General features: G+C 34.8%; 11 protein-coding genes. 6 read left to right on the top strand and 5 right to left on the bottom strand.

Features of this window, described 5'->3' with window-relative positions; translation table 11 throughout:
• The first annotated feature begins 445 nt into the window (after nt 1-445).
• Nucleotides 446-1,870 carry a sensor histidine kinase gene (locus OLM58_RS12585; protein WP_264529171.1) on the top strand — a complete coding sequence of 475 codons (1,425 nt, stop codon included), beginning with the start codon at nt 446-448 and terminating at the stop codon, nt 1,868-1,870.
• Nucleotides 1,860-2,249, top strand: coding sequence for a response regulator (locus OLM58_RS12580; protein ID WP_017496742.1), 390 nt, complete (start codon nt 1,860-1,862; stop codon nt 2,247-2,249). Before OLM58_RS12585 ends, OLM58_RS12580 begins: the two co-directional genes overlap by 11 nt.
• 3 nt (nt 2,250-2,252) lie before the next feature.
• Here the strand turns inward: OLM58_RS12580 and OLM58_RS12575 are convergent, their stop codons facing one another.
• The 3 genes from OLM58_RS12575 to OLM58_RS12565 form a co-directional block, all read right to left on the bottom strand.
• Nucleotides 2,253-3,401: an NlpC/P60 family protein gene (locus OLM58_RS12575; protein ID WP_264529170.1), complete on the bottom strand. Its 1,149-nt coding sequence runs from the start codon at nt 3,399-3,401 to the stop codon at nt 2,253-2,255.
• Between the two features lie 373 nt (nt 3,402-3,774).
• Nucleotides 3,775-6,039 carry an aconitate hydratase gene (locus OLM58_RS12570; protein ID WP_264529169.1) on the bottom strand — a complete coding sequence of 755 codons (2,265 nt, stop codon included), beginning with the start codon at nt 6,037-6,039 and terminating at the stop codon, nt 3,775-3,777.
• A 126-nt stretch (nt 6,040-6,165) separates the two neighbouring features.
• A complete protein-coding gene (locus tag OLM58_RS12565) occupies nt 6,166-8,937 on the bottom strand; it encodes a bifunctional aconitate hydratase 2/2-methylisocitrate dehydratase (RefSeq protein ID WP_264529168.1) in 2,772 nt (923 codons plus the stop codon).
• Nucleotides 8,938-9,380: 443 nt separating this feature from the next.
• Between OLM58_RS12565 and OLM58_RS12560 the strand changes: the two genes are divergently transcribed.
• Together OLM58_RS12560 and xrtN are read left to right on the top strand one after the other, a co-directional pair.
• Nucleotides 9,381-11,879 carry an XrtN system VIT domain-containing protein gene (locus OLM58_RS12560; RefSeq protein ID WP_264529167.1) on the top strand — a complete coding sequence of 833 codons (2,499 nt, stop codon included), beginning with the start codon at nt 9,381-9,383 and terminating at the stop codon, nt 11,877-11,879.
• Nucleotides 11,879-13,114: an exosortase N gene (gene xrtN / locus OLM58_RS12555; protein ID WP_264529166.1), complete on the top strand. Its 1,236-nt coding sequence runs from the start codon at nt 11,879-11,881 to the stop codon at nt 13,112-13,114. The genes OLM58_RS12560 and xrtN overlap by 1 nt, the downstream gene beginning before the upstream one ends.
• 60 nt (nt 13,115-13,174) lie before the next feature.
• On the opposite strand, the gene OLM58_RS12550 is transcribed toward xrtN, so the two are convergent.
• Together OLM58_RS12550 and OLM58_RS12545 are read right to left on the bottom strand one after the other, a co-directional pair.
• The gene (locus OLM58_RS12550; RefSeq protein ID WP_017496734.1) at nt 13,175-14,128 is read right to left on the bottom strand and encodes an AAA family ATPase; all 954 of its coding nucleotides are present in this window, start codon (nt 14,126-14,128) and stop codon (nt 13,175-13,177) included.
• A 78-nt stretch (nt 14,129-14,206) separates the two neighbouring features.
• Nucleotides 14,207-15,640, bottom strand: coding sequence for a peptidylprolyl isomerase (locus tag OLM58_RS12545; protein WP_264529165.1), 1,434 nt, complete (start codon nt 15,638-15,640; stop codon nt 14,207-14,209).
• 538 nt (nt 15,641-16,178) lie between these two features.
• On the opposite strand from OLM58_RS12545, the gene OLM58_RS12540 reads away from it, so the two are divergent.
• Nucleotides 16,179-17,621 (top strand): alpha-amylase, encoded by a 1,443-nt coding sequence (locus tag OLM58_RS12540; RefSeq protein WP_264529164.1) that lies wholly within the window; start codon nt 16,179-16,181, stop codon nt 17,619-17,621.
• 154 nt (nt 17,622-17,775) lie between these two features.
• The gene (locus OLM58_RS12535) at nt 17,776-19,368 is read left to right on the top strand and encodes a peptide chain release factor 3 (RefSeq protein ID WP_264529163.1); all 1,593 of its coding nucleotides are present in this window, start codon (nt 17,776-17,778) and stop codon (nt 19,366-19,368) included.
• Nucleotides 19,369-19,820: the final 452 nt, after the last annotated feature.

Genomic DNA, 19,820 nt, shown 5'->3' with positions numbered 1-19,820 from the left:
TATAATCCTTAGACGGAGTAAATCCTATTCACTAAGCGAGAAGATTTTTTTAATTCATCAATGAATTGTTAAACAAAAACTTTTCTGTTTAACCCTTTTCAGTTTGTTCTTATATATTAAATTTTAAAATTGTTTTCCTTTTCTTACTCTTACTAATTTAAAACAAGAGCCTTCACAGAATACATTTTATTTATTTACAACAAAACAGGAACAAAAATTAATTATCCCGTAAGAAAAAAAACACTAATTCTAAAATTCTGTTCTTTTTTTACTAAATTTATGCATGCATAAAACAATTTTGAAAAATCAATCTTTTATTAACAATTGTTTATTTTAAAACCGTCAAAAGACAACACTCTCAGTAACCTGATTTTTTTTAAAGGACTCCTTCAACAATAAGCGCTCTTAACAGAAAAAGCAGTATTAACCTCCAAATCTGAAAACTATGTCTAAGAGTCCGTTTTTTAAAAATATACGCTTCCCGAATGTTTTCATTCTATTGATAATTGTATTTATTTCCTGCGCTTTACTTATCTGTATCAACTTTTTTACAATAAAAATACTTTCCGCAAACAGAGCTTATGTTCATGGTGAATCACATTATTCAAAAGGACAAAAGGATGCTGCACGATATCTCATTATGTACCTTTTCACTAAAGATACAAACCAATGGAAGCTCTTTTCTCAGGAATTAAAAGTCCCTCAGGGTGATGGTATTGCCAGAAGATCGCTTTTGAAATATGGAGACAACGAAATTGCCCGAAGAGGTTTTCTAACAGGACGAAATCATAAAGATGACCTGGATGACATTGTCTGGCTGTTTGTAAACTTCAAAGATGTATCTTTTTTGGCAAAAGCGATTCACGAATGGGGTCAGGGTGACGAATTAATCGCTAAATTATCCAAGTTGGGTCAGCAAGTCGATGCCCAGATCAAACAAAATCTGCTGACTCCGGCCAGTCAGCAAAAATTTCTTAACGAAATTAGTACTATCAGCGATAAACTCACTATTAACGAACGTAACTTCCTGAATACTCTGGGAGAAGGAACACGAAAAATCAAAAGTCTTCTGATCATTACCAATATTATTTTTATTCTGATCATTGTAATAAGCGTATGCACTTATTATTCGATTATGGTAAAACGTTTAGTCATCTCCAAAAAAGAAATTGAAGAAAAAAATGAAAATCTAATCCATGTAAATCATGAACTGGACCGATTTGTCTATAGTGCATCACATGATTTAAGGTCACCTATAACATCACTAAAAGGGTTGATCGAAATTACCCAACTAGAGGATGATATTGAACAAGTCAGAGACTATTTAACACTCATGCACAAAAGCCTTGTCAGACAAGATCAGTTTATAGTTGATATTATAGATTACTCTAAAAATAAACGCAAACAAATCATCATAGAGCCTGTGAGTTTAAAGGAATTATTAGACGAATCTATTTCGCAGTTGATGCATATCGAAAATGCCAATAAAATAAAATTCACAAAAGAACTATTAATCGATACCATTCAAAGCGATGACTTGCGTCTGAGAATCATTATCTCGAATTTACTCTCAAATGCTATAAAATATGCCGATATTAATAAGGAGGAAATGTTTATTTCAATTAAAACTTATACGGAAGAGGGGTACAACAAAATTGAAATAACAGATAACGGTATTGGAATTAAAGATGAATTTAAAAACAATATTTTTGAAATGTATTTTGGTACGAACAAAAACAAAGGTTCGGGATTAGGTCTTTACATTGTAAAAGAAGCTGTAGAAAACATCAAAGGAAGTATTTCTGTTTTCTCTGAAAACACTATCGGAAGTAAATTTATTGTAGCAATTCCAAATTATCATGGAAATTAAGCCCATATTCCTGGTCATTGAAGACAATTTGATTGATCAGCTTGTCATCAAACAACTACTGACAAAAGTCCTTGATATCGATCAGATCATCATTGCGAATAATGGCAGAGAAGGAATTCAGTGGCTTGTTACTAAAAACAATGACCACCCGCTTATCATTTTACTGGATATTCAAATGCCAATAATGAATGGTTTTGAATTCTTAGAGGAATTTCATAAATTAAAAAAAGGAATAAAAAAAGGAATTCAAATTTACATACTTTCATCGACTTTAGATCCTGACGAAATTGCTGCAATTACAGCAAATAAGTATGTGAGTGCTTTTTTAAACAAGCCGTTTCCAATAGATGAATTTAAAACAATACTGCTTAACTATTAAAAACTATTGAAGAACACGGTTTACCTGAGAAAAACTTCTTTGGTAATAAGGTTCTTTTGTGGATGAAATCATTACCCCGCCGTGTGTAGAAGAATGTACAAACTTAATCTCTCCTTCGGTCACTTCGACAACCATTCCAACATGATTGATACGGCGTCTTCCGTTAGTTTTAAAGAAAATTAAATCTCCTTTTTGTGCGGCATCAGTGTCAACTCTAACTCCAATTCTGGATTGTTCTATCGAACTTCTAGGCAGTTTAATGTCAAAATTATTAAAGGTACAAATCATTAATCCTGAGCAGTCAAAACCAGCTTTTGTAGTTCCGCCTGACCGGTAACGCGTTCCAATATTCTCTGTTGCATTTACAATCAATTGCTCAATAAGTTCCGAATTATTGTTTATTCCTCTAACAAATGTGGAATCTTTTTTCACAACAGTTTCCTCAGCAATTTGTATGGATGGTGTCGATGTCGTGGTTTCGATAGGTTTTACTTCTTGTAAGGCTGCCGCTTTTTCCGGAGAAACATTAATCTTAAGCAGGTACCCCACTTTTAACCTCTTTTTAATTGCAGGATTTTGTTTTTCCAGTTCTTTTACGGTTATCCCAAACTCCTTTGCTATCGCATATTTCGTTTCTTTTGACAAAACTTCCCTGGTTACCTCAACCATTTCAGGCTCCTGAACATTTTCGATTACAGGTACAGCTGCTACAGCTGTTGTAGCTGTATTAGACGGAATATTAATTTGCTGTCCGATTTTTAAACCTTCACTTTCCAGAAGTGGATTGGCTTTTTTTAAGTCATCAACTGAAACATTGTATTTTTTGGAAATTCCCCAAAGTGTTTCTTTGGCAGCAACTTCATGGGATCCGGGAGTAGTTTGCGGAGTAACATTTGCAATAATTTCTTCAGTCTTTTTGGCAGCTGCTTTAGCAACTGTTTTATTGCGATTTGGGATTAACAAAACCGAATTTAACTTTAGAACTTTGGGTGCATTAGGATTTGCTGCTGTAATATCTTTTGGTTTTACTCCGTACTTTTTAGCAATTACAGTAAGATTTTCTCCTTGTGAGATTTTATGCTTAATATACTTTTCTTGTGAGAAAGCACCAACACTGAAAAAAAACAAAATTGCTATTAACCTGAAAACCATTATCTGTTACATTTACATCTATTATTATACGCTCTGAATGCAATTACTTTCGGAAATTTATGCTCCAAAAAAGTAATTATTTTACCCGATAAGCGAATTTAACTTTTTAAAGTAAAAAAAGCACCTTTTTTAACAACTTATTTTATTGAAATTAACAAACGCGGCATAAAAATTGATCCAAACCCCTGAAATAATGCTTTTTATAAGAAGTATCATTTTTAAGCCGATTAAAACTAAAATCATATCTCAGAAGCAACTTTCTAATAAACTTATTGAATACTGCAAATGTGTTTATTAGTGTGAATTTTGAAAATCTGCATAAAAAAATGCTCTGTTTTCACAGAGCATTTTTAATATGAATGAATCTTAAAGATTAGGCTTTTCCGGCTGCAATTAAATTCAAAGCTGAACCTGCAACAAACCAGCCAATCTGACCTTGGTTATAAGTATGGTTTGCGAGAATAATATCTTTAGTGCCATCGGCGTGAACGAACTCTAATGTTAATGGTTTTCCGGGAGCAAACTGGGTTAAATCAGTAAAATTGATGGTATCATCTTCTTTGATTTTATCGTAATCGGTTTCATTAGCAAAAGTCAATCCTAAAAGACCTTGTTTTTTAAGATTGGTTTCGTGGATACGGGCAAAAGATTTTACCAACACCGCTTTAACTCCTAAAAAGCGAGGCTCCATAGCGGCATGCTCGCGCGAAGAACCTTCTCCGTAGTTATGATCTCCCACAACAATAGATGGAACTCCGGCAGCTTTGTAGGCACGTGCCACAGCAGGAACAGCATCATATTGCCCTGTTAATTGATTTTTAACCGAATTTGTTTTTTGATTGAAGGCATTTACGGCACCAATCAGCATATTGTTCGAAATATTATCCAGATGTCCACGGAAACGCAACCATGGTCCTGCCATAGAAATGTGGTCGGTAGTACATTTTCCGAATGCTTTGATCAACAATTTAGCACCCGTAATATTTTTACCGTCCCAAGCATCAAAAGGCGCTAATAATTGCAAACGTTCAGATGTTGGACTTACCACCACCTGAACCCCTGAACCGTCTTCAGCCGGGGACTGGAATCCCGGATCTTTAACATCAAATCCTTTTGGAGGCAATTCGTCTCCTGTAGGTTCCTCTAACATTACTTCTTCTCCATCTTCATTGATTAAAGTATCTGTAAGCGGATTAAAACTTAAATCTCCTGCAATAGCCATAGCAGTTACCAATTCGGGCGAACCTACGAAGGCTAGAGTATTTGGATTACCATCTGCACGTTTAGAAAAGTTACGATTGAAAGAGTGCACAATGGTGTTTCTTTCTTCTTTCTCTGCTCCATCTCTGTCCCACATACCAATACAAGGTCCGCAGGCATTAGCAAAAACAGTCGCTCCAATTTTATGAAAGGTATCAATAAATCCATCACGCTCGATAGTATAACGAACTACTTCAGAACCCGGCGTTATTGTAAATTGAGATTTTGTTTTTAAGTTTTTCGCACTTACCTGTCGGGCTAAAGAAGCTGCTCGGGAAATATCTTCGTAAGAAGAATTGGTACAAGAACCTATTAACCCTACCTGAATTTGTAACGGCCAGTTGTTCTTGATTGCCTCTTCTTTCATTTTAGAAATTGGAGTCGCCAAATCCGGTGTGAAAGGACCATTTAAATGCGGTTCTAATTCAGATAAATTAATTTCGATCACCTGATCAAAATATTGTTCCGGGTTAGCATATACTTCCGGATCTCCTGTTAAATAAGAAGCCACTTTATCGGCAGCATCGGCAACATCGGCTCGGTTTGTAGAGCGCAGGTAACGCCCCATAGAAGCATCATATCCAAAAGTTGAAGTGGTCGCTCCAATTTCGGCGCCCATGTTACAAATAGTACCTTTTCCGGTACAGGACATAGAAGTTGCTCCTTCGCCAAAATACTCAACAATAGCTCCTGTACCACCTTTTACCGTAAGTATACCGGCTACTTTAAGAATAACATCCTTAGGAGCTGTCCAACCTGATAACTTACCGGTTAGTTTTACTCCTATTAACTTCGGAAACTTCAACTCCCAAGCCATACCTGACATCACGTCTACAGCATCAGCTCCACCAACACCAATCGCAACCATTCCTAAACCACCTGCATTTACGGTGTGAGAATCGGTACCGATCATCATTCCGCCGGGGAAAGCGTAATTTTCAAGTACAACCTGATGAATAATTCCCGCTCCCGGTTTCCAGAAGCCAATTCCGTATTTATTTGAAACCGATGAAAGGAAGTCAAAAACCTCGTTACTTTGTGTTTTTGCTCTTGCCAAATCGGTTGCAGCATCTACTTTTGCCTGAATCAGGTGATCGCAATGTACTGTTGTAGGTACTGCTACTTTAGATTTTCCGGCATGCATAAACTGCAATAATGCCATTTGTGCTGTTGCATCCTGACAGGCTACACGATCCGGTGCAAAATCAACATAATCTACTCCTCTTTTAAACACCTGAGACGGTGCTCCGTCCCAAAGATGATTGTATAAAATTTTCTCTGTTAACGTAAGTGGGCGACCAACAAGCTCTCGTGCTTTATCAACACGACCGGGCATGTTCTCATACACTTTTTTAATCATTTCAATATCAAAAGCCATAAGTATAATTGTTTTTGTGTTTTTTTTTGAACATCCCAAGTTACAAAAAATAGAGGAGTTATTAAAGAAAAAGCCCGAGTTTATCACTCGGGCTCTTTATATATAATGATTATAACTAATCGTAAATTACATTACTAACTGTTTGTTTGAAGGTGCAAACTTAGTTAAATTAATTCCTTCAACTGCAGTGGTATACTCTTCTAGTGTTGGAGTTCTACCCAAAATTGTAGACAATACCACAACCGGTGTAGAAGAAAGTAAAGACTCTCCTTTTTTACCTTCAGTATCCTCTACAACTCTTCCCTGGAAAAGACGTGTAGAAGTTGCCATTACGGTATCTCCTTTTGCTGCTTTTTCCTGGTTCCCCATACAAAGGTTACATCCCGGACGCTCTAAGTACAACATGTTTTCGTATTCTGTACGTGCTGCACCTTTTGGAGCGCTATCGTTAAACTCAAAACCAGAGTATTTTTGTAAAACTTCCCAGTCACCTTCTGCTTTTAATTCGTCTACGATATTGTAGGTAGGCGGAGCAACAACCAAAGGCGCATTAAATTCAACTTTTCCTTTTTGCGCTTCCACGTTTTTCAACATTTGAGCAAGGATTTTCATATCACCTTTGTGAACCATACAAGATCCGATAAATCCAAGATCTACTTTTTTCTCTCCTCCATAAAAAGATAATGGTCTGATCGTATCGTGAGTATATCGTTTAGAAACATCAGCATTGTTTACGTCCGGATCGGCAATCATTGGTTCAGAAATCTGATCCAAATCAACTATAACTTCAGCATAATATTTCGCATTTGAATCCGGCGTTAAAGCTGGTTTCTCAGAAGTTCTCACTTCTTCAATTCTCTTATTGGCTTTATTGATTAATCCCTGAAGAACGTGTTTGTCATTATCCATTCCTTTGTCGATCATAATCTGGATTCTGCCTTTAGCAATCTCCAATGATTCGATCAAAGTATCATCCTCAGAAATACAGATAGAAGCTTTTGCTTTCATCTCTGCAGTCCAGTCTGTAAATGTAAACGCCTGATCTGCATTTAACGTACCGATATGAACCTCAATAATTCTACCCTGGAATACATTCTCTCCACCAAACTGATGCAACATCTGAGCTTGTGTAGCATGAACCACATCACGGAAATCCATATATCCTTTCATATCTCCTTTGAAAGTTACTTTTACAGATTCCGGGATTGGCATAGAAGCCTCTCCTGTCGCTAATGCCAAAGCAACAGTTCCTGAATCCGCACCAAAAGCAACCCCTTTTGACATCCTTGTATGTGAGTCACCACCAATAATGATCGCCCACTCATCAATAGTGATATCATTTAATACTTTGTGGATTACGTCTGTCATTGAATGGTAAACACCTTTCGGATCACGAGCTGTGATTAAACCGAAATCATTCATAAATTTCATCAACTTAGGAATATTTGCCTGCGCTTTTTTATCCCAAACTGAAGCAGTGTGACATCCTGACTGATAAGCACCATCAACGATTGGTGAAATTACAGTTGCCGCCATAGATTCTAATTCCTGAGCTGTCATAAGACCAGTCGTATCCTGAGAACCTACAATATTTACTTCAACACGAACATCAGAACCAGCGTGTAACACTTTTCCTGGTGTCGAACCTACAGCATTTCTGTTAAAGATTTTTTCTACTGCTGTAAGACCTTGTCCGTCATGAGAAATTTCTTTTGAAGGAGCAAATACAACCGGAGCTGTAACCCCTAAAGTTTTTGCAGCGAATGTTTGAAGTTTTTTACCAAATACGATAGCATATGAACCACCAGCTTTGATAAATTCCATTTTTTGAGGAGTAAATGCTTTAGAAATATCGATCAGTTCCTGATCTCCATTGTAAAGTTTTCTCTCTTTAATATTAATTGTTAAAACAGTTCCTGTAGCTACAGAATAAGTTTGCTCTAAAATTGGTTCGTCATTTTCATTACGCACAACATTACCTGCTGCATCCACCTTTTTAACCCAGTTTTTAAGGTCAAGACCAATACCACCGGTAACATCAACCGTAGTTAAGAAAATTGGAGAGATACCATTTGTACCTCCAACAATTGGAGCAATATTTACGAATGGAATGTATGGACTTGATTGTTTTCCTGTCCAAAGCGCTACGTTATTCACACCTGACATTCTTGAAGAACCAACTCCCATTGTTCCTTTTTCAGCAATTAACATTATGCTTTTATCAGGATGTTGTGCCTGTAAAGCTCTAATTTCCTGCTGTGCTTGTGGTGTAATCATACACTGTCCGTGAAGTTCACGATCTGAACGCGAATGCGCCTGATTACCCGGAGAAAGTAAATCTGTTGAGATATCTCCTTCTCCTGCGATAAAAGTAACTACTTTAATTTCGTCTGCTACTTCCGGAAGTTTCGTGAAGAATTCTGCTTGTGCATAGCTTTCCAGAATTTCTTTCGCAACTTCATTATTATTTTTGAATGCCTCTACTAAACGATCTGTATCTGCTTCGTAAAGGAAAACCTGTGTTTTAAGAACTTTTGCTGCATCTTTTGCAATGGCAACATCATTACCCAAAGCTAAATCAAGCAGTACCTTGATAGAAGGACCACCTTTCATGTGAGATAACAATTCAAACGCAAAAGCAGGAGTAATTTCACTTACTACAGCTTCTCCAAGAATAATTTCTTTTAAAAACTCAGCTTTTTCACCTGCAGCACTTGTAGTACCCGGCAAAGTATTATAAATAAAAAATTTAAGAGAATCTTCTCGATACGGATTGTTAACATCCTTAATCTGTGAAATGATTTCGCTTGCTAATTCTGCACCATCGATTGGCTTTGGATGAAGACCTTGGCCTTTTCTTTCCTCGATTTCTTTAATGTAATCTTGATAAGTATTCATAATATTATAGAAGTCTTTTTATTTTTTGTTTGCAAATTTAGCTATTAAAGCCGAGAATTAAAAAAAATATAACAGAACTCGCCTTTTCAAACATTATTATTGCTAAAAAACAATTTTCATTACTTATTTTTGCCAAAATTTCAATTTTATATTAAAAAAATGAATTATTGCCATTTTAAAATCCTTTCTTTAGCAAAGTCGAAATTTGACACTATAAATGAAGTGAGATTTTACCCCAACTTTAACAAAGAACCTTTCTAAATAAGCAATTATAACGTTATAGTAACCGATTTGTCTTCTCGAATCAGCCTCTTTCAAAACCAAAAAATCATTAAGAATATTTAAAGAAATCTTTAAATCAAAAAAACGAAACAAAAAGTTTATTTTCCAATTATTATTATAACTTTGCAATTCAAAGTTCTTTTAATTAAAAAATACTTTCTATGAATACAACCAAAATAAACTCTTTTTTAAATGACCAAATTGGAGTAAAAATTAGCCTTATTATTACGTTATTCAGCACAACAATGCTGACACTTTCTTTATTGGGAAGTAGATTCGATTACGAAAGCTTTGAAATGCTTTCTGTGCTCAATATCATTATTCTGCTCCCGTACGGCGCTATCCTAACTTACAACCTGTTAAGAAACAAAAAGGACTACCTTCATTTACTTCCTTTCTTATTTCTCAATTGGTTTATCGGATGTTTCTCTACCAATGTTTATGTAAATGTTTTCGAAAATTTACCCATTTGGGTGTATTGCACAACGTTTCTGTTTTGCTTTTCAAACTTTGCAATTTACAATCGTGAAATAACAAATCGCTACATTAACTTAATTTCTTATTTCATCAACGGCTGCTCTTATCTCTTAATCTTATATTATGTTGTATTCCTGATACCAATAAGCATGTTTTCTATTATAGGAATTCTTGCCTTAGGACTAGGCTTTTATGGATTAGTACCCGGGATTGTACTTGCAATTCACACTTACATCCTATCTAGGGTTCTTTTTGAACAAAAAAACAACACCTATGCGTTCTTCTCAGGCATCGGGATCATCTTAACCAGCCTTATTATATTCACTTTTTTGTTGAATATTGAAAGTCAAAAAATAAACCAATATGGCATTACCAAAACATTTGAAGAAAATACCGATTTACCAACTTACATTAAAGTTTCTCAGAATCTTAAGCCTAATTTTTTTAATGAAATTCTGCTAAAGAAAAACATTGTATACATTGCATCAGAAGACTTCTTTGAATTAGATGGCTTTGGCAGATTTAATAGCAATGTTCAGTATCACGAAAGAAAGACTCACAATCCCTTTTTAAATATCGCTTATCATTTTGCAGAAAACATCAATTTGAGTGATGATGATAAAGTCAATATTCTGAAATCTAATTTTGATAAAAGACTTGAATCCGAAGAGCAATTATGGAGCGGACGAGATCTTATTACAAAAAACATTAAGGAAGATGTAAAAATTTATCCAAATGACAGACTCGCTTACACCGAAATTACAATGGATGTGGTCTGCGAAAAAGAAAGCAGAGGTCAGAAAGAAGCTATTTATTCCTTCCAGCTACCAGAAGGCTCTGTTGCAACTTCTTTGTCATTATGGGTTAATGGAATAGAAAGAAAAGGTGTTTTGACTACCAAAGAAAAAGCAAAAAAAGCATACCATCAGGTTGTGGGCATTGAGGCAAGAGACCCTTCATTAATGCAATGGAAAGAAGGAAACAGAGTTACAGTTCGCGTATTTCCAATTACAAACGAATTACCACGAACTGTTAAATGTGGTTTTACAACACCTTTAAAAGTTACAGACGATAAATTGATCTATCAAAGTTTAAATATAAAAGGTCCAAACATCAATAATGCTGCGACTATTTCGAGATTTCAGGTTAATGGAAATACTGAGTTTAAGACTTCAAAACATTTTGACTTTGCGGATAATTACCACATAAATGAATCTAAAGGCCTGGACAAATGGGAAGCTGAATTTCCTTTAAACAAAAAACCTTTGAGCAGTGCATTTGTTTGGAAGAATAAAAGCTATGAAATTAAACCCCTTATTAAAGAAAGAATTGCTTTTACACCAAGCGAAATCATTCTTGATCTCAATAACAACTGGAAAATAGAAGAACTTGAATCGATACTCAATCTCTCGAAAAACAAATATTTTGTCCTTCTTAATAATACGAAACAAGAAATCAATGCTTCCAATTACGAGAGTATCTGGAACCAATTTGATGAATTGAATTATTCACTTCTGCCACTTTTTGATTTACAGGAAAACACTTTGATTATCACAAAATGCGGTACATTTTCTTCAAACTTTGAAGAATTAGAATCTTCAAAATATTTAGAAAAAATAAGACAACGAACAAAAAACAAAGACTTAAAAGTTATCAATATTTCGAATGAAATAAATCCGTTTTGGCAGACCGCAAAGGAACAGAAATATGTAAATTTTATACAAACAAATCTTAATACCTGTACAGACCTTATCAGTAAAAAGCATTTTATAAAATTTCAAACTAATGAAAACAGTATTAATTTAGAAACTGCCGGAATCTCAATCCATGAAAATTCAGAAATCCAGCAAACAGCTAATACTGGTTCAAATCATTTATACAGAATGTTCTGTTTTGGAAAAGTTCTAAACGATCAGGTCGAAATTCAGGCTGATACCTTAAAACAAAACAACTATGTTGACCTGGCAAAAGACGCTAATATTGTAACTCCAATTTCTTCTTTAATCGTACTTGAGACTGATGAAGATTACAAAAACAACGGAATTGAGAAAAACATTAATACCTTAGGAAATGCTTCCATCAATAATGACGGAGCGGTACCTGAACCGCACGAATGGGCACTATTATTCATCGTTTTATCTGCCATTTTATTCTATCACAGAAAGCAAAAATTAACGAATTAATGAAGGATTTAATTCTACATAAAAAACCAATACTTGCTGTTTTTGCAATCTTATTGCTTTTTACAATAAACAGCAAGATATTGGTTTTAAATCTAAACAACGATTTCCTTGGAATCCTAGGTTCTCTTTGTCTTTTTATCGTTGGTGGGAGAAAAACAAATTTCAGAATTAATTATTTTTTAATTCTAAGTATTCTATTGTTAGAATTCATCAGCTGGCGTTTAAACACAAAATCGGTTCATTTTCTTTCTATACTATTATTTCTGTGTTTGGTTTTCCATTATTTCACTGGGAAATTTTCCTTTATTGCTTTCATTTGCCTTGTTTTATTTTCGACTCTTTTTAGTGCTTTTTTTGCACACTTAACCTCAGAAATAAAACAAAGTCTTTGTTATGTAGTTTATCTTACACTAAAGAATTTCATACCTATAAATAAAATCGAAGGTGTTAATTTTTACATCAATAATGCAAAAATCACCATCGACACTGCCTGTATGGGATTGTCAATGTTTAAGACAGGATTATTGTTTGGCGCAATTTTAATGACTCTGGAAGAAAGAAGGCTCAAACAGTATTTCAGCGTTTTTCAGATACTCTCTTTCTGCTTACTTATAATAACACTCAATATTACCTCTAATTATTTTAGAATCGTAACTTTAATTTTTTTCAATTGTACTCAGGAAAACTTTTTGCATCATGCCATTGGTTTAATCTGTTTTACCGTTTATCAAATTATACCGATGCTACTAATTATCAAATATATAAAACCAAAAATCGGACATAATGATTCAACCAAAATCAAACCTAAAATACTTATTGTATTGGTATCATTTACACTCATTTTAGTGACCAGTATAAAAATCAAAAATGAAACAGAAACTAATTTTCATCAGGAAGTTGGTGCTGAGTATAATACAAAAAAAGGCTCTTGGGTAAACAAAGACGTTTTCAAAATTGAAACTGCCGAGAAATTGACTTATATAAAAACGCCATCTCACAATCCGATGGTTTGCTGGACTGGCTCCGGATACAAAATTATTGAATCGAAGAAAATCCTGGTAAACAAAGAAGAAATATGGTTTAATAAAATGGAGAAAGACAACCAAAATTATAAATCATATTGGTGGTACGAATCTAATGGCAAAAAATACAGCTCTTTAATTGAAGTTTTACTCATAAAATTGATTTATGGCAAACCCATTTTTTTAATAAACGAAACCTTAAAATCAAATTAAATAAAAAACCCAAACCAGAGATCATTACTAGTTTGGGTTTCTGCTTTTTTATTGAATCTATTACATCAATTTCTTAATAATAACTTCTTCCGTTATTCCTTCGGCATCTGCTTTATAATTTTTAATGATTCTGTGTCTTAAAATTCCGGTTGCCACTGCTTTGACGTCTTCGATATCCGGAGAAAATTTTCCATTGAAAGCGGCATGCGCCTTTGCTGCTAAAATCAAGTTTTGAGAAGCTCTTGGTCCTGCTCCCCAGTCCAAATAATTTTTAACGAAATCATTTGACAAAGCATTATCGGGACGCGTTTTGCTTACTAAAGTTACGGCATATTCAATTACATTATCGGCTACGGGAATTCTGCGAATCAAATGTTGAAAATCAATAATTTCCTGCGCACTGAATAATGGGTTAATGACTGTCTTAGCATCAGAAGTCGTGCGTTTCACTACCTGAACTTCTTCCTCGAAAGTTGGATATTCCAGCTTAATAGCAAACATAAAACGGTCTAACTGTGCTTCCGGTAACGGATAGGTTCCTTCCTGCTCAATTGGGTTTTGAGTAGCTAATACAAAATAAGGTAAATCCAACTTATAGTTTTGCCCCGCAATGGTAACCGATCTCTCCTGCATGGCTTCCAATAAAGCAGCTTGTGTTTTTGGCGGAGTTCTATTGATCTCGTCAGCCAAAATGATATTTGAAAAAATAGGTCCTTTAATGAATTTAAAATGTCGGTTTTCATCCAAAATCTCACTTCCTAAAATATCTGAAGGCATTAAATCCGGTGTAAACTGAATTCTTTTAAAATCTAAACCTAAAGCCTGAGACAAAGTATTAATCATTAAAGTTTTTGCCAAGCCCGGAACACCAATCAAAAGAGCATGACCACCTGAAAATATACACAGTAAAATTTGGTCTACTACGGCATCCTGGCCAACAATAATTTTTGCTATTTCGTTTTTTAATTCGTTTCGTTTCTGAACTAAATTATGAATTGCTGTTACGTCAGACATTTAGATATGTTTTTAAAATTAAAAAGAGTTAGTATTATGAATTCATAAAACTAACTCTTTTTCTTTATTTAATAAAAATTATTTTTTTAACCAGTTGTAGACAAATTTACAATCTCTGTACTCTCCAAGAATTTTGATATAAGTATCTTTTATTTTAGTATCAAACCATTTCGAGATGGTTGTGATCTGTTTTTCTTTCAATGCCAGTTCTTTAATTTTAGTATAATCCTTAGCATAATCAGCAACGTGTTGTTCAATTCTGTTTGTAACTGTGATTATCTTATATGTTTTTTTCCCTTTATCGTCTGTATTTAAAAGTGGCTGTGAAATTTCGTCGTCTTTCAAATTTGAAACCTGACCGTATAAAGTTGGATCCATTTTAGTCAGTTCAAAACGGGTATCCTGAGTATTTGGATTTACTAGTGTTCCTCCGTTTGCTCTTGTCTCTTTTTCATCAGATTCTGTTCTTGCAGCTTCTGCGAAAGTAATCTCTTTATTTACAATCTTATTTCTAACGTTAGTGATTCTTTCTTTTGCTTCTTTCAATGCATTTTCAGAAACTGTTGGCGGAATCAAAATATGTCGTAATTCAATTTCCTGTCCTTTAATTTTTTCAACCATGATAATATGGTATCCGAAAGTAGTTTTAAAAGGTTCGGAAATCTCTCCCTGTGCTAAACTAAAAGCTACATCTTTAAATTCTTTCACAAAAGGAGTCTTTCGGGTCATTTTATAAAAACCTCCCGTTGGTGCAGATCCGGGATCTTGTGAATACAATACTGCTTTTGTCGCAAAACTGGATCCCTCAAGAACATCTTTTCTTATCGCATTCAGTCTGTCGATTACCTTCTGCTCATCTTCTTTGGAAACCTTTGGCTCCACAACAATCTGTGCTACTTCCATCTCAGCTCCAAAAGTCGGTAATTCATCTTTAGGAATCTTCTTAAAGAAGTTACGAACTTCCTCAGGAGTTATTTCTACAGCATCAACAATTTTCTTTGTCATTTCTGACGCTAATTTTTGTTCTTTTAAGATATCTGCAAAATAGGTTTTAAATTCCTCTACAGAATTCTTTTTATAATAGGCTACAACTTTATTGATATCACCTACTTGCTGTACCATATAATTCAATCGTTCGTCCATCATGCTTCTTACTTCGGCATCACTAACTACGATACTATCCTGAATTGCCTGATGTGCGTAAAGTTTATCTTCTAAAAGCTTCCCTAACATCTGACATCTTGTAATATCTTTTGTAGATCCGCCCTGTGCTGAAATTTCTAAAAATGCTTTATCAATATCTGAATCTAAAACAATATAATCTCCAACTGTAGCAATAATACCATCAACTTTCAACTTCTGTCCGGATGTCATCGTAATGGCAGGTTTGCTGACTACTGTATCCTTAATAACTTCTTGTGCCGAAATAATTGAGTTGAAAAAAAATAAAAAACACATTGTCAACACGTATCGGAAATCAATTGTTTTTAGCGCTAATTTTTTTAATAACATTATTTAAAATTTAATTTGAATGTAAAGATCCTGCTTTAGAATTTGTCATAAACTAAAATCATTTTCAAAATACCTCAGGCGTATAATTCCTGAAATATTAAACAATTAAGATCTAGTTCATCTTGACTTATAACGAACAAAAATAACAATTCAATTACATAATACAACTATCGGCTATACTATTAACAAAAAATTATAGAGATGTATCTCAATTTTCAAAGGAACTAACTTCTAAGTCTTGTTCAATGGTTCCGAAAAACCAGCAGATGTCCATCCTTAAACCCTGAAAAAATGGGTTGCATAACGATACTCTATTACATCCCAAGCCATTAAACTCCCCTACCCTAAAAAAGCTATCCATACTACAACGTTTTCGTTGGATAACTAATTTCCCGTAAAATCAAATGAAATCAAAAAACACATACTTTAGATATGTAATTGCTAATTTAAAGAGAGATAAATTACGAATAATAACTCTTTTTACCTCCTAAAACTATAATTACAAACTTTATTAACTTTTTAAACCAAACCGAAAATCATGAAAAAACCAATTTTACAACTTTACCTGATTGCAGCGATTACTGCATTCTTAGGTTCATGTTCGCAAAATGAAACCACTGAAAAAGATTCTAAAGCTCAGAGCGAACAATTCGAAATTATTAACGTTACACATCACGATGGAAGACCATTTAGTACCGGAACTTCTAATTCATCATCGACCGGAAAATATGTAGACAATCCCGGAGGCGGTGTTATGATGCAGGCCTTTTACTGGGATGTTCCTTCGGGAGGAACTTGGTGGAACACGGTGAGCAGTAAAGTAACCGCCTGGTCTAATGCAGGAATTGGTTCGATATGGCTTCCTCCGGCTTCTAAAGCACAAAACGGTGCCTTCTCCATGGGATATGACCCGACAGATTATTTTGATTTTGGAGATTACAACCAAAATGGCTCTGTCGAAACCCGTTTTGGTTCAAAAACCGAACTGGTTAACTTAATCACTAATGCACATGCCGAGAATTTAAAAGTATACGCAGACATTGTGATCAATCACAATAGCGGTGGACAATCGGAAGCAAATCCTTTTACCGGAACAAACACCTGGACTAATTTTAGCGGAGTTGCTTCGGGAAAATTCACTCGTAATTATAACGATTTTTACAAAAATAGCTATGGTAATAATGATGAAGGCGCATTTGGTGGTTTCCCTGATTTGTGCCACGCAAACCCACATGTACAAGATTGGCTATGGCTGAGAGCCGACGGAGTGGGGAAATATTATAAAAATACGATGAAATTTGACGGCTGGAGATTCGATTATGTAAAAGGTTTTGGCGCTTGGGTCGTAAACTCATGGAATGCTAATGTAGGCGGGTTTTCTGTTGGTGAATTATGGGATTCTAATGTAAATACTCTGAATGACTGGGCAAACAATGCTAACAGCTCTGTATTCGATTTCGCTTGTTACTATAAAATGAATGATGCTTTCGACGGAAATAATCTGGCCCTTTTGAATGATGACATGATGTGGAAAAGAAATCCGTACAAAGCAGTGACCTTCGTGACCAATCATGATACCGATGAAATTTGGAGTAAACTATTAGCTTATTCTTATATCCTGACACATGAAGGTTATCCTACCATTTTCTACAGAGATTATGAAGAATGGCTGGACAAGAACAAACTAAACAATCTGATCTGGATTCATAACAATAAAGCGACCGGAACCACTTCTATTTTATACGCCGACAATGATGAATACGTAGCAAGAAGAAACGGTTATAACGGAAATCCCGGATTGGTTGTTTACATTAACAACTCTGATACCTGGCAGGAGAGATGGATTCAGACCAATTGGGCCAATACTCAAATTAAAGATTTCACCGGAAATTCGAGCTGGTATCCTACGACTCAGGCCGATAAATGGGTAAAAATACAATGCCCTCCAAAAGGATATTCCATTTGGTCAATTAATCAATAATTTAAAAACTTACAATTCTAAGGCTGTTCTAAAAAAACAGCCTTATTTTTTTTAACAATGTAACTTCAATAAACACAAGTCTTCCCAATTTAAGAAGTGAATATTTTTATTAAGCCGTAATTAATAGTACTTTTGCAACCTATTTATACGAAATATGAGCTTTTTAAAAGAAATACAACGCAGAAGAACATTTGGAATTATATCGCATCCTGATGCCGGTAAAACAACTTTAACTGAAAAACTATTGTTGTTTGGAGGGGCTATTCAGGAAGCGGGAGCTGTAAAAAACAATAAAATTAAAAAAGGAGCAACGAGTGATTTCATGGAAATCGAACGCCAAAGAGGTATTTCGGTTTCAACCTCTGTACTTGCTTTTAATTATAAAGACAAAAAAATCAACATTCTTGATACTCCGGGACACAAGGATTTTGCTGAAGATACTTTTAGAACTTTAACTGCTGTAGATAGTGTTATTGTTGTAATTGACGTTGCCAAAGGGGTCGAGGAACAAACGGAGAAATTAGTCGCAGTTTGTAGAATGCGTAACATTCCTATGATTGTTTTCATCAACAAATTAGACCGCGAAGGAAAAGATGCTTTTGATTTGATGGACGAAGTAGAACAAAAGCTTGGACTTACAGTTACACCTTTAAGTTTCCCGATTGGTATGGGATATGATTTTCAGGGAATCTACAATCTTTGGGAAGAAAACATCAACCTTTTTAGTGGAGACAGTCGTAAAAATATCGAAGAGACAATCGCTTTCTCTGACGTTCAGAACAATCCGGAATTAGATAAAATTGTGGGGCAAAAAGCAGCTGAAAAACTTCGTGAAGAATTAGAACTGATTGACGAAGTGTATCCAAAATTTGATCGTCAGGATTATTTAGATGGTAAACTGCAACCTGTATTTTTTGGTTCAGCTTTGAACAATTTCGGAGTTCGTGAATTGTTGGATTGTTTCGTTACCATTGCTCCATCTCCAAGACCAAAAGATTCCGAAACCCGTTTGGTTGACCCGAAAGAAGAAAAAATGTCCGGTTTTGTGTTCAAAATCCACGCGAATATGGATCCTAAACACAGAGACCGTTTGGCTTTTATTAAAATTGTTTCAGGAACTTTTGAAAGAAACAAACCTTATTACCACGTTCGTCAAAAGAAAAATTTAAAATTCTCGAGCCCGAATGCCTTCTTTGCCGAGAAAAAAGAAATCGTAGACATTTCTTACCCTGGAGATATTGTCGGACTACACGATACCGGAAACTTCAAAATTGGGGATACCTTAACGGAAGGCGAAATAATGAGTTTCAAAGGAATTCCAAGTTTCTCTCCTGAACATTTCCGATACATTAACAATGCCGATCCTATGAAAGCTAAGCAATTAGACAAAGGTGTGGACCAGTTAATGGATGAAGGTGTGGCGCAGTTGTTTACTTTAGAAATGAACAACCGTAAAGTAATTGGTACTGTTGGAGCACTTCAATACGAGGTAATTCAGTATCGTTTAGAGCACGAGTATGGTGCAAAATGTACTTATGAAAACTTTCCGGTTCACAAAGCTTGCTGGGTAAAACCTAATGATGCTAAAAATGATGAATTCAAAGAATTTAAACGTATTAAACAAAAATTCCTTGCACATGATAAATATGGTCAGTTGGTATTCCTGGCAGATTCTGACTTCACGATACAAATGACACAAAGCAAATACCCAAGTGTAAAACTGTTCTTCACTTCGGAATTTGACTAAGAAATTTCAAAATTTCAACTATAAAAAAAGCGCTAATTTTTTACAATTAGCGCTTTTTTTTAATTTGAATTAATCCAACCTTAATTAGTTTTTATACTCCAAAAATTAATATCTTTTTATATAAGCGGTCACAAGCTAGCACAATTCATTTAAAACAAGAAATTTTGTCGACGAAAGTAAAAATAAATCCGTTGAACAGCATTTCTTGATTATTTTACTCGCAAATGCACAAGGATTTTTAGCGATTGACAAAATTCACACACGTCCGTTTTATCACAGTGGTAAAAGTCATCAAAACTTTCTTTACCAGACTTTCCTGCAACTGCTTATGCCCTTTCAGGGCAATATGATTCACTATCTTAATTTATAGTGCTCTGCACTATTTTTATGCTTTTGGGCTTTCAGCCCATTTTTAAATATTTCAAATATTTATACCGGCAGAGAACACTAAT

This window comes from Flavobacterium sp. N502540, assembly GCF_025947365.1.
GTDB lineage: Bacteria > Bacteroidota > Bacteroidia > Flavobacteriales > Flavobacteriaceae > Flavobacterium.
Note: the sequence above shows the minus strand (reverse complement) of the source record. Positions and strands in the feature narration are given on the sequence as shown.